The sequence below is a fragment of the Nostoc sp. UHCC 0302 genome (genome assembly GCF_038096175.1).
In the GTDB taxonomy this organism is placed as follows: Bacteria; Cyanobacteriota; Cyanobacteriia; order Cyanobacteriales; family Nostocaceae; genus UHCC-0302.
Genome location: NZ_CP151099.1, coordinates 686,113 through 698,017, shown reverse-complemented (window position 1 = coordinate 698,017; position 11,905 = coordinate 686,113). Strand labels below are relative to the sequence as shown.

Annotated in this window: 13 protein-coding genes and 1 pseudogene; 5 read left to right on the top strand and 9 right to left on the bottom strand. The window is 39.6% G+C overall.

What is annotated here, in order from left to right; all coding sequences use genetic code 11:
• Positions 1-73: 73 nt before the first annotated feature.
• Positions 74-343 carry a DUF2171 domain-containing protein gene (locus WKK05_RS02860; RefSeq protein WP_341528301.1) on the top strand — a complete coding sequence of 90 codons (270 nt, stop codon included), beginning with the start codon at positions 74-76 and terminating at the stop codon, positions 341-343.
• Positions 344-797: 454 nt separating this feature from the next.
• Here WKK05_RS02860 and WKK05_RS02855 read toward each other — a convergent pair whose 3' ends face one another.
• Positions 798-1,994 carry a family 10 glycosylhydrolase gene (locus WKK05_RS02855; RefSeq protein ID WP_341531009.1) on the bottom strand — a complete coding sequence of 399 codons (1,197 nt, stop codon included), beginning with the start codon at positions 1,992-1,994 and terminating at the stop codon, positions 798-800.
• 777 nt (positions 1,995-2,771) lie between these two features.
• Here WKK05_RS02855 and WKK05_RS02850 point away from each other — a divergent pair.
• Positions 2,772-3,731, top strand: coding sequence for an orange carotenoid protein N-terminal domain-containing protein (locus tag WKK05_RS02850; protein WP_341528300.1), 960 nt, complete (start codon positions 2,772-2,774; stop codon positions 3,729-3,731).
• A gap of 416 nt (positions 3,732-4,147) precedes the next feature.
• Here the strand turns inward: WKK05_RS02850 and infC are convergent, their stop codons facing one another.
• Positions 4,148-4,615, bottom strand: a complete 468-nt coding sequence (infC, locus tag WKK05_RS02845) for a translation initiation factor IF-3 (RefSeq protein WP_341531008.1) — start codon at positions 4,613-4,615, stop codon at positions 4,148-4,150.
• A 346-nt stretch (positions 4,616-4,961) separates the two neighbouring features.
• On the opposite strand from infC, the gene WKK05_RS02840 reads away from it, so the two are divergent.
• The gene (locus tag WKK05_RS02840; protein WP_341528299.1) at positions 4,962-5,150 is read left to right on the top strand and encodes a helix-turn-helix domain-containing protein; all 189 of its coding nucleotides are present in this window, start codon (positions 4,962-4,964) and stop codon (positions 5,148-5,150) included.
• A 171-nt stretch (positions 5,151-5,321) separates the two neighbouring features.
• Here WKK05_RS02840 and WKK05_RS02835 read toward each other — a convergent pair whose 3' ends face one another.
• Both WKK05_RS02835 and WKK05_RS02830 read right to left on the bottom strand, forming a co-directional pair.
• Entirely contained in the window at positions 5,322-5,501 is a 180-nt protein-coding gene (locus WKK05_RS02835) for a high light inducible protein (RefSeq protein WP_341528298.1), read from the bottom strand.
• Between the two features lie 223 nt (positions 5,502-5,724).
• The gene (locus tag WKK05_RS02830) at positions 5,725-5,955 is read right to left on the bottom strand and encodes a hypothetical protein (protein ID WP_341528297.1); all 231 of its coding nucleotides are present in this window, start codon (positions 5,953-5,955) and stop codon (positions 5,725-5,727) included.
• Positions 5,956-6,384: 429 nt separating this feature from the next.
• Here WKK05_RS02830 and WKK05_RS02825 point away from each other — a divergent pair, with 429 nt between their 5' ends.
• Together WKK05_RS02825 and rpsU are read left to right on the top strand one after the other, a co-directional pair.
• A complete protein-coding gene (locus WKK05_RS02825; RefSeq protein ID WP_341528296.1) occupies positions 6,385-6,705 on the top strand; it encodes an RNA-binding protein in 321 nt (106 codons plus the stop codon).
• Positions 6,706-6,819: 114 nt separating this feature from the next.
• Positions 6,820-7,008, top strand: a complete 189-nt coding sequence (gene rpsU / locus WKK05_RS02820) for a 30S ribosomal protein S21 (protein WP_341528295.1) — start codon at positions 6,820-6,822, stop codon at positions 7,006-7,008.
• Between the two features lie 220 nt (positions 7,009-7,228).
• Here rpsU and WKK05_RS02815 read toward each other — a convergent pair.
• The 5 genes and pseudogenes from WKK05_RS02815 to WKK05_RS02795 all read right to left on the bottom strand — a co-directional run.
• A pseudogene (locus WKK05_RS02815) lies at positions 7,229-7,528 on the bottom strand (Uma2 family endonuclease); the annotation flags it as partial.
• Between the two features lie 369 nt (positions 7,529-7,897).
• Positions 7,898-8,614, bottom strand: coding sequence for a hypothetical protein (locus WKK05_RS02810; RefSeq protein WP_341528294.1), 717 nt, complete (start codon positions 8,612-8,614; stop codon positions 7,898-7,900).
• A 45-nt stretch (positions 8,615-8,659) separates the two neighbouring features.
• Positions 8,660-9,688: a glucokinase gene (locus tag WKK05_RS02805; protein WP_341528293.1), complete on the bottom strand. Its 1,029-nt coding sequence runs from the start codon at positions 9,686-9,688 to the stop codon at positions 8,660-8,662.
• Between the two features lie 214 nt (positions 9,689-9,902).
• Positions 9,903-10,550 (bottom strand): histidine phosphatase family protein, encoded by a 648-nt coding sequence (locus tag WKK05_RS02800; protein ID WP_341528292.1) that lies wholly within the window; start codon positions 10,548-10,550, stop codon positions 9,903-9,905.
• 382 nt (positions 10,551-10,932) lie between these two features.
• Positions 10,933-11,829: a LysR substrate-binding domain-containing protein gene (locus tag WKK05_RS02795; RefSeq protein ID WP_341528291.1), complete on the bottom strand. Its 897-nt coding sequence runs from the start codon at positions 11,827-11,829 to the stop codon at positions 10,933-10,935.
• Between the last annotated feature and the right edge of the window lie 76 nt (positions 11,830-11,905).

The following is an 11,905-nucleotide window of genomic DNA, read 5'->3' as shown; positions in this document are numbered from 1 at the left end:
TACCTGCTTACAAACAAAACGACTTTGTAGGACTTAGGTCAGACTTTTTACCAATTCAATCAAGAGGTACAAAATGGACGTATCACAGATTAAAGAACATTTGCCAGTCTATGCAGAAGGCCCAGGTGGTTTAGAAGGGGCATCTGACACACATATTGGGAATATTGACTCCGTGGAGGGAGGCAAGTACGTCAAGTTGACGAAGAATAATGCTCCTGATGGTCAACACCACTGGTTTCCTGTTGACTGGGTAAGGGCAGTAGATGAACGAGCCGTTTACCTCACAAAAACGGTGGACGAGGTGGCAGAAGAATTGCTTAATGAACAACCTGCTGGTGTTTAAGTTTATCATTTTTTGAACAGATACTGCTGTATCTTCTCATATATCCCGACCTGACTTTTCCAGCGCATATACGACATCCTTCTACATCGCAATCACAATTATCTGCTCACTAACGCAGTCAAACCAAGCGCTCAAAAGCATCAACACATTGGCTTTTTCCCTGTTATTTGTTGCGTTAGCAGTTATCTTGCTTCAGTCATCGACCTGTGCCTTACCTGGTAAATATCGTGCAATTTTGCATGAGCATTGCGAAGAATCTGATATATTACCACATATCTGCTCAAAGCCGCAGATATGCGGTAACTCGCAAAAATAAAAAATGTAGTTGCTAGTGATGAAGTTTGGAGTGCGATCGCTCAGGGGTCAGTGCTAAAAGCGATCGCATAAATTATACGTGTTTTTATTATGCTTTCTTGATTATTCTTTGTCTCCCAACCAAATTATTTGCAGAGCATCACATCGAGTTTTTTAAGTTAGAAACTGTTTTTTCTGGGTTTCCTGAAAACGGAAAAACTAAGATACTTTTGATTTTTGGGTTCTCAACTAATTCTTTTAAACGACCCAATTGCCGATCTGTAATTGCAACTCCAGCATATTGTTGAGCGTAATTTAATTCCTCAACAAAATTACCATCATTATAAGCTTGAATAAATACGCGATCCACACCCCATCTCTCCCAGTCAGCCGCAAAATATTTTTTAGCCCAATAGGGGTTATGATGACAAATATCAAAACTTACCGAAGAATTAGCTTTTTTCATAGAGGTTGACATTTGTCGCACAAAATTAGTTAAATTTGCGGTGCGGTCAACTTTCCCAGGTAATTCAGCATAATAACCTAGATAATCATCCCATTGAACTGCGTCAATATTAGGATATTTTTTGACAAACTCTACTAAGACATTTTTAAAAAAATTAGCAACTTCAGGTATCTCTACATCAAGTACATAATGATCGATTCCAGCGTAGGTTTTATCCACTCCTGGGACAATCCATTTTCGGGCGATCGCCAAATCAAAAATCGGACTATTTTTATCTATTTTAATACCCTTCTCAAAATAAGCGTGAACTTGCATCCCTTGTTTATGCGCTTCATCAATCAACCAATCTAACCATCGCTCTTGAAACTGGTTTGGGCAACTTTTATACCCTAGCGTTTGCTGCATAACATCGCTATTGTACATCGTACATCCGTTCCCCCAAACTCCATGAATAATTGTATTAATTCCTTGAGAGTGATAATAACGAACTCTTTCACGAATCGTTTTTTCATCAGCATTATTGGTTACTTGGTAGCGGCTTAAATAAATTCCTCTAATTACTTTCTTCTCCCAAGGAGTTTGAGCTAATGGTGCTTTTTGAGGTGTTATTGTTTTAATTAAAGCTTGCTTATTATAGGGAGCAGAATTTGGAGTACTTGATAAAGAGGGAGTAGGAGTTAAAGAAGTAGTCTGAGTTGGGGTTGAAGAAGTAGTTGGAGTTGGATTTAAAATCGGAATGCTTATTTGTTGATTCTTCGGTAAAAGCTTGCTGATATCTAGATTTCCTTTATGACTAAACCACCAATAACCACCTCCTAATATCAGTATGATTAGAGAAAACGGAATATTAGAGCATCCACATCCATTTGGCTTTTTATTTTGGCGTGACATAATAATGTGATGATTATTTGGCAATTTAGAGCAATATATAGATTAATACAATTCCATATCTATATTTTCCTAATACAATCTATAGAAAACAGCACTGCTAAATAAACGCACCTATTATCTGTTAGGCGTGCGTTACGCTAAACACACAACGAAAACCAGTCGCTTGGCTGTTGGTAAATCTGCTCACAGCGCTGGTTTATTAATAAATCTGATGGAGAAACTTCTGCTTTAAATTGAAATTTTCTATTTTAATAGACTTTTAAAACTAAAGGTTATTTTCTCTATTAAGAGTATGAAATTCTCCTTTACCAGAAGATTAACCAATGATTTCAACTAGGTTAAACAACTGGAGAGAAAACGGGTGCAACAAATATGGCAGTTGGAAAAAAGAAATTTAGCAATTGCTAAATTTCTTTTTTATTGCTTAATAAAGCCCCAGACTTAGATATATCTATATACGCAGATAGATGCCATAGAGCTATTTATCTCCTAGAGGAAGGTAAATTATTAAAAATTACTTTTGTTAGAATATGAAATTTAAAACTAAATAGTTAATATACATTTTATTCAATGATATCCATCAGATAAATATTATAAATCTTAGTCTTTTATTAATGTTTACCAACTATGATACGAGAGTAGTGAATAGCAATGATTCGAGCTTGAATATCTAGGGATGGTTGTGTCATCCCGGAAAAATTCTCTAGATTTATTCCTCAAGCTACAAAATGTAGCTAAAAACGACGGCTTAGTAGGTAAATACTTAAGGTAAGAAACATGAATTATACTATTGAGTCCGCACGCAATATTTTCTCTAACACTCAAGTGGCAGATGCTGTTCCAGCCACCACAGCAATGTTTGCTGAACTCAACATTGACGATCAACTAGCATTTCTCTGGTATGCCTATACTGAACTAGGTCGTACAATTACTCCAGCTGCTCCTGGCAAAGCAAACCTCCAATTGATGGAAGGAATATTCAACGAAATTAAGCAGATGTCTCATGAAGAGCAAACGCAATTAATGAGGGATCTAGCGAGTAATGCTGACACTCCCATCAGCCGTTCCTATGCATATTTTGGTGTCAACGCGAAGCTAGGATTCTGGTGGCAGTTAGGAGAGTGGATGAAACAGGGTATCGTCGCTCCTATGCCAGTTGGCTATCAAATGTCAACTCAAGTTAAAGCAGTGCTAGAAGCAGTTCAAAAAATCGATCAGAGTCAGCAAATTACTGTACTACGGAATACTGTAGTAAATATGGGTTTTGATCCGGCTCTGGCTGACAACAAACAGGCACAAGTCATAAACTTTAAGTTTCCACGTACATCTTTAAGCCCCCAATTCACCATTGAGGGAGTCACAGAACCGACAGTGTTGAAATACATTGAAGCGATGAATGCAGATAATGTTGAAGCTGCTGTTGCTTTATTTGCTAACAACGGTGCGCTGCAACCGCCCTTCCAGAAACCGATTGTCGGACGAGAAGCGATCGCTGCATATCTACGGGATGAAGGGCAGGGATTAGTGATGAAGCCAACCAAAGGCGTCTCAGAAAGTATAGAAGACGGTTATACACAGCATAAAATTACTGGTACGGTCGAAACTCCTTGGTTTGGAGGTAATGTTGGGATGAACATTGCTTGGCGATTTTTACTTGATCCTCAAGGTCAAATTTACTTCGTGGCTATTGACTTACTAGCCTCCCCCAAAGAACTGCTTAACCTAACTCGCAGGTAAAACTTGTTTGCTTTGGATTTGGAGTACTTCCTCTTAATACAAAGGAAATCGCGCTTGTCTAAGCGCGATTTTTAGTATCACATCGGCTCTCAATCAATACTCGGTTCACTTAGAAGTGAGTTGAGCTAAATGTAGGCAAAGCACCGTAAATCAAATGTAATTTAAATACTTAATCTAGCTGGTAGCAGCTGCATTGAGTTGCTACTTCCATCGAATCTGCAACACGAAAATATAGGTTACCAAAACACCGAAATCTGGAATTTATTTTGTGCTTGAGCGCTGACACTAAGAGAAATCAGCAGTGGTGATTTCTGCTTCCTGTTACAGCACTCAGCAATATCTGAAGTAGTGACTGCATTTTCGCGCACTTATTCTCGCTACTTCAGGTTACTAACGATATCCCTAACAATATTAATTTAGGCAGGAACAACTTGAACAATCAGTGAGCGTTTATCCAAGGATTGGACTTTCCCTGCTTGACTAAGAGCAGCTACAATGCGGTCTAACATTTCTCCAGCTTGCTCGCGATATTGATTTTCTCGACCTCGCAAACGAATAGCAAACTTCACTGAATCGCCTTGACTCAACCACTGAATCGCTTGCTCAATCCGTAAGTTGTAATCAGCCACACCCACGTTTGGACGAAATCGAACTTCTTTTACAGTCGGTCTAGCACTTTGTCCCTGACGTTTTTTCTTTTGATACTGAAGCTTGCCATAGTTAAGAATCTTGGCTATTGGAGCGTCTTTACCTTCAGAGACTACAACTAGATCAAGTTCTAGACTTTCGGCTAACTGTAGAGCTTCATCAGTATCCATTAGACCACGATTATTATTTTCATGGTCAATCAAGAAGACTTGATGGGACTTAATTTGCGAGTTAATTAGTTGCTTTTGGATTGCGATAATGATTTCCTCTCAATTTTTTAGAACTTTGTATCACTGACATTCCCAAGGTAACACAATGCTATATATCTCTCTTTTCTCAAAAAGAGACGAAATATTGGCTTTTTGAAATGATGCGCTCTACCCAGCAACCAGTACTGAAGCAGTGTTTGACCACAATTACTTTTAACTGAAGGAGGCAATAGACAAAAGCTAAAGCTAATAAAGAATACTTATTATATGCATTAGTACTACTAATATTACATTTGTTAATATTTTTTAATACTCTGTTAGGATTTACTTAGATAGCAATCTAAATTAAGATTGCAAGGAAAGTAACTCCCATATGCAAAAGCAAGGTATTTCACTGGCAGAGGCAGCAAAGCGTCTAGGTATGAGTCAGAGCGATTTGTATGTGGCTGTGCAAAAAGGACAAATCCCTACTTTTAGAAGAGATAGAAGAACTGTCGTTCCTCCAGGAGCTTTAAAAGATTATCAAATTAGGCTGCGTTTTAACTCTGATTACAGACTCTAAAATTTCAAGTCAATACAGCCTTAGCAATAGTAGCGTCAGAGAAACAGCAGTTTCCATTTTCTCAACTGCGCTTTGGTTGGAAAGCTGTGTAAATATGCACTCAGTATGAGCAATGCTCGGTTCCCACGAACCGAGCATAATTAATTGTGAAGTACAAAAGCCTAAATCAATTTAAAGCAGTCCCCAGAAATGAAGAAAGCCTTGACCAGAAAAAGCTTCAATCAACACGACAGATAAAAAACCAATCATGGCAAGGCGACCGTTCCAATTTTCACTTTGAGGAGTGAATCCAGGACGGGCAGCATTCCGATCATCTAAAACAGGAGGTTTAGGATTGTTGAAACCTGTCATGAGTGAAACTCCAATGTATTGTGTTGTAACACTTATTAGTGTCTGTAACAGAATGTAACAGATATTTACGATAATGTAACATTAACTAAAGACACAAATTTAACGTAAATGCTGGGTCAGAGTCTACTGTAGGTAGTAATCGCCGTCTTTAACATCCACAGTTTAATACTCATGCCTTGCCTTTCTTCACAGCAGTATGCCAAGCAGCCAACCAACGCATAGCTTAGGGTGTTTGAGGTGGCTTAGGAGGAAGGCAACTACCAATTGCACCCTCCTTGCCCTCTTTACATCCCCCACCCAATTGAAAAAAAGCGTGCAAAGCAACTAGTGTTGGCTCTAAATCCCCCACACTTAAGATTGCTAAATTCTGGATTCTGACTTTTTTCAGATGTGCCAGTAAATTAATGTTTTCGATAACACAACTATTTTCTCCCTTTTGCGCTCTAATACTCACTTTTGAAGGATAAAATTTTTAGTATATTTGCTTGTTAAAATTGTATTAAATTATACTTAAAATAATATAAAGCTTTTTATCAAACTATTTTCAGAAGGAAATAACGGACGAAACGGCAATTGCCTTCGGCACTGCACCGAAGTGTAATTGTTCTTTTGTTCTGATGGAAGAGAGAAAATAAGATAATTATTACCTCCAGGGCTGTACTGGAGTGCAATCGCACTTAGTCTTACATAATTAGTTAAGTATCTACTGGATGCAGACAATTGACAACTGGATGCAGAGAATTGACAATTATGTCATCCTAGAAAAAGAGATTTAATTCGGTGATAGTCTTTGTTTCAGTACTGACAGGTTTTTTCCTTTTGGTATTGAAAAGTTCTCTCCAGAATTTAAATCTTTACACAGTGATGATGAGCGAGAAAATTAATGTCAATTTATGTAGGTAACCTTTCTTACCAAGTTACAGAAGAGGATATCAAGGGTGTTTTTGGTGAATACGGTACTGTAAAGCGGGTTCAAGTACCTACAGACCGTGAAACAGGTCGTCCACGAGGCTTTGCTTTTGTGGAAATGGGAACAGACGCTGAAGAAACAGCTGCTATTGAAGCTCTTGATGGTGCTGAGTGGATGGGTCGTGACCTGAAAGTAAATAAGGCGAAGCCCAAGGAAGATAGAGGAGACAGAGGTTCGTTTGGCGGTAACCGAGGAGGAGGATACGGTGGGGGCGGTGGACGTAACCGCTACTAAGCTGTAAAACAAACATTTTACAAGCTAGTCTTAAGGTCAGACAAGGAGTCTGTCTTTTTTTTGTACTGTTACCCCAAAACTGCCATTGTTTAAGTCAATTTAGTAGGAGAGATAATGACCCAAGTAATAGTAGGCGACAATGAACACATTGAGTCTGCCTTACGTCGATTTAAGCGAGAAGTTTCCAAAGCTGGAATTTTTCAAGATATGAGGAAGCACCGTCACTTTGAAACGCCTATTGAAAAACGCAAACGCAAAGAAATTGCCTTGCATAAGCAGAGTAAAAGGCGTTTCCGCACTTAAGCCGTGATGGCGTAGTACCCCTCGGTTTGAGTACGCGAAAGGGTTAAGCGATCGCTAGCAAACTTTAGTCTGCTAACACAACTCCGTGGGAAACTTTTGTTGGGGAGGGTAAGGGCGATATTGCTTTGAGAGCTAGTTTCCAATTATCCACCCTGTACCCGAACCATTAACCCTTGGAGCAAGATCAATTGCAGGGTTGCGAGGAACGTGGTTTAAGAGAAAGCAAGTAGTTGCTATCTGCTTCTCCTCCTTTTTCTAAGTCATCTCGTGTTAAGGTTAATGAGCCTGTACTTTTAACTTCTAAGCCAAATTCCTCACAAAGCACGAGAATATAGCCCTCAACGAGGTGATTAGAATTCTCATTCAGCATTAGTGAGGTCATAATTTCTACTATTCCCTTGTCATAGGCAAATCGAGAGTTGCGCTCGACTCCCATCTCAGCCAACATAGTTTTGAACGTCTGCTAACTGATGTTCTTAAGCAAAGTTCTTGTTTCTGTAAGTGGGGAAGTTGCGACCATTTTCAATTCCTGCTAGGTAATTGTGAGGTATTTCACGTTATCGTCCCGCCTCAACCATTTTGGCAATTGCCTCTTAATGTATCAATCATGTCGCACCCTTATCTTATTTAATTCGCGTTCAGCCACATAGCCTTTGATAAAACTAAGCAAAACATCTTTCATGTTATTTACTTCTCTAGCTACGACTGACTTGAACTGATTTATTTTTATTAGCTTATTAAGTATTTTTACTCAAATAGCAACAAGTTTGCTTTCATCCATATAGCAATTCTAAGCCTGTAGTCTCTATATTTTTCTACTTCAGGCTTTAATACTGCTATTAGATAAAGTGAGTTGATCCTGGATTTTAGTCCAAGGCGCGTAGTTATTTCACTTTTTCAAAACTACATTGAAAGAATTTAAATAGCCTGTAATAGTTTTAGCTAAAGTACTCCGTTGTTTTTTACTAGTTATTACCATTACTTGATATAAGCGTCCCTCAGCAACATACATCCTACTTCTAGTAATTTTACCCCCAGCATTGACATACTCAATTTCTTTGCCAGGATGATTATTTGAGCTACGAATGTTTCTTTGACTAATTAAATTACTTTTAGTAGTTTTTAAGGCCATATCCCGTGCATCATTAAGTATTGCTTGGGGGTCAGCCATTTGACCATAACTATAAGGAAAGTCGTTGTAAGTAACTATATATGCTACTTCTTGCTTAGGTGGTTCAGCTACAAATATTTCTAAGTTAATTTCCCCCATGTAAGTTTTTTGATATTGGGTATTTCTGTTAGGTCTTCCTGGCATCAAAATAGAAAAACGCCCATCTGGAGCCGTGAATAACTTCCATTGTGGCTGGACTGGTTTAACAACTGTTGGTTTAGGTTTAGGTTTCTGTTGCGATACAGTTGGTTTGGTAACAGTAACAGATTGTGGCTGGACTGGTTTAACAGCTGTTGGTTTAGGTTTGGGTTTCTGTTGCGATAGGGTTGGTTTGGGAACAGAAACAGGACGTTTGGGTTGACGTGCCTCAACTAAGATAGATCCACTCCAGACAAAAGTGGCGGCGATTAATGGCAACAAACCTTTGATTGTCATAGATTTTGCTTTTCAAGCTGCTGATATTACTGATGATGCTAGATGTTATAACCTAGCAGCACACAAAGCAGCACCTATTAGTCCAACTTGTTGATTGAGGACAATATATACAGGTATTTCTTCGAGGAGCGATCGCATCCGACCTTTTTGAGTGAAATTCAATAGGAAACTGCTGTTTTGGATTATAGGGAGAATTTTGGGTGCAATCCCGCCTGCAACGTATAATCCACCATAAGGTAAAAGTTTGATGGCAAGATTTCCGGCTTCTGCACCGTAAGCTTCTACAAATAATTGCATAGTCTGTTCACAAAGGCGATCGCTTTTTTGCAGTGCAGCTTTACCAATAGCCGCACCAGGATCGACGCTTTTTTCTTGCTGTCCGGCTTCTTCTTCCCAGGTTCTGATTATTTTGGCAATGTCTGGTGATTCCGGGGCGATTTTGCGATCGCGTAAAAATTGGTAAATTGAAACAATTCCCTGACCAGAAACCACACGTTCTACAGAAACGCGCTGGATATCATGTTTATCTAGCAGATATTTCAATAGCTGAAATTCTAACTCGTGACGCGGGGCAAAGTCGGCGTGTCCACCTTCAGAAGGAAAGACTTGATAGTACTTTCCTTGCTTAATTAAAAATCCTTGCCCTAAACCAGTACCAGCACCAATAATTGCAATCGGGGCTTCGGGTTGCAGTTTACCAGCTTGCAAAGTCAGTAAGTCTTGTTTTTGTAAACCTAAAATGCCATAGCCAACAGCAGCAAAGTCGTTGATTAGAGAAATGTGCGGGATGCCTAATTCTTTTTCTAATCGTTCGGTTTCTAGGAACCACGCTAAATTGGTCAGTTTGGCAGTATTTTTTACTATTGGCCCTGCGATCGCAAAACAAGCTTTTTCTGGCGTTGGTGACTCAGCTTTGAGCAAAAACCCCTGTACCATCGGTACTAAATCGGGAAAGTCTCCACTCTGGTAACTTTCCTGATAAATAGTATGTAACTCCGACTGTGACTCTGATAGTTCAACCAGTTGCAAAATAGTTTTTGTACCGCCAATATCTCCGGCTAATAGTAATGTCATAAAATTTATCAGTAAGGTAGTTATTGTTTTTGTATAGTAGACTTCCTACAAAAATCAATTTTTCTTGAAAATAGAAGTCAGAAGACAGAATATTCTATTTCTTACCTTCTGCCTTCTGCCTCCTGTCTTATTTTAAAGATAAGTTTAGTATCTCTAGGTAGGGTAAATAAGAATTTAAAATCACTATCAGGAATTGAAATGAAAAGAGACGAAATTAAGCAAATCGAATCACTTCCTCTACTTGAGTTAAATGGGAGGTATCTCCCTTTAGTTCTAAAAACCATTCTGGATATTGACGCACGACTTTTACTAGGGAACATAACGAAGCTTTAACTTCTGTTTTGGCAATTTCCCCTACTAGTCCTATTGTCCCCCCGACAACAGATATACCGTGACCTACCAAAAGGATATTTTCAGGGAAAAATTCACTTGATAAGCATCTGGCTGTTTGTCCAGAACGTTCCCATACTTTTTCACGAGTTTCGGGGTAGTTAGCAGCAATGCATGGTGTATAACTGATGTCGATTCTAGGAAATAACTCTGCTAATGCTGAAATTGAGAGTCTTTCTGGATCTTCTGTCATCCAAGCAGGATTTAGCCATTCGCTCAAGCCTGTTTCTAACTTGATAGGTAAATCCAGGATTTCTGCCACTGCATTTGCTGTTTGTACGGTTCGCAGAAAGGGAGAAGCAAAAATGTGGGCGATTTTTTCTCTTTTCAAGCGGTTGGCTAACTGCTGTGCCTGCACCATACCATCATCAGATAAGGGTGGATCATAGCGTCGTTCTGCGGTGAGAAACCAATCAGGGTTTACGAAATCAAGGCGGTTAGCGTGTCTTGCAATCCAGACTATCTGACTCATGGTTTAAAATATTCAGGCAAAAAGAATTTCGCATTTACATAAACAAGCCCACCTGCGCGAGCTTTCAATTTAATATACACTGATGATGCAGGGCGATATTGCAATGCATAAATAATAATCACATACAACCGTAAATGACGTAGTGATTTTTGTCATTACCATTACTAACACTTCTTTTACCGCCACATCCGCTGATGGAAAGCCCAGCTTAACCATATACTTCTCCAGCACCAGCAATTATGCAGTATTTTCAATTAGTGATCCAGTTGTACAAGTAATACCAATTTGAAAAAAGAATGTGACAAATAGGCCATCTGTAGAGACGTGATTCATCGCGTCTTCATCGAAAGATGTGTTGCAATCATTAATTGAATTGGTATAATTAGCCCTCAGATTTGCTCACCTCAAGGCAAGCTTGCACGAAGTCTTGAACTATGATGTTAGAAGAATCTCTGCGCCATGCCACAGCCAGCACACTGGGGCTAACATCCTTAACTGGGCGAAAAGTCTGTCCTGACCGGGTATAAACTTTTGTCGTACTTTCCGAAACTAGAGCTACCCCTTGACCATTAATCACGGCTTCCAAAGCTTCACTAGTATTGTTGACTTCTGTACCAATAACGACTGGATGCCCACCCCGCTCATCTATCGCTAGCCAATGGTCTCGCCATATCCCAGATTCAGCAGGTACTGTAATAAAAGGTTCATTAACCAAATCTGACATCTGCAAAACTTCGCGCTGCGCCAAAGGATGGTCAGAAGATAAAGCCACCCATCTCGGTTCAACCAGCAAGATTTCTGTAGATAGTTTATCTTGCTTAGGTACTGGCAAACGCAATAAAGCAACGTCAGTATTCCCAGAGAGTAGTCCGGCGGTTGGGTCTGACAACTCAAAGAAACGTATCGTCACCTTCCAACCCGGTCTTAGGGCTTGAAAACGTGCCAGAATAGATTTCGTAAATTCGCTGCCAATGCTGGCAATGAAACCAACGCGCAATGTCTGCATTTCGCTTGCTGCGACTTCCCGCACTGCCAATAAGGTAAATTGCCAGTCTTGTAGAAGCTGTTGAGCTAGAGGTAAGAGAGCTGCACCAGCGGCGGTGAGTTTGACATCGCGGCTACTGCGCTTTAATAATTCAATGCCTAATTCACGTTCTAACTGGCGAATCTGCTTAGACAACGCTGGTTGGGAAATATACAACCGTTCGGCAGCACGAGTGAAGTTTAAGTCTTCAGCCACGGCAACAAAGTATCGGAGCAAGCGCAAATCAGCATCCATGCTGTTTAATTCTTTTTATTTATTCTATTTGGTTATAGCAGTAGGTCTTGGACTTTTTGGTTACTCTACGATACAA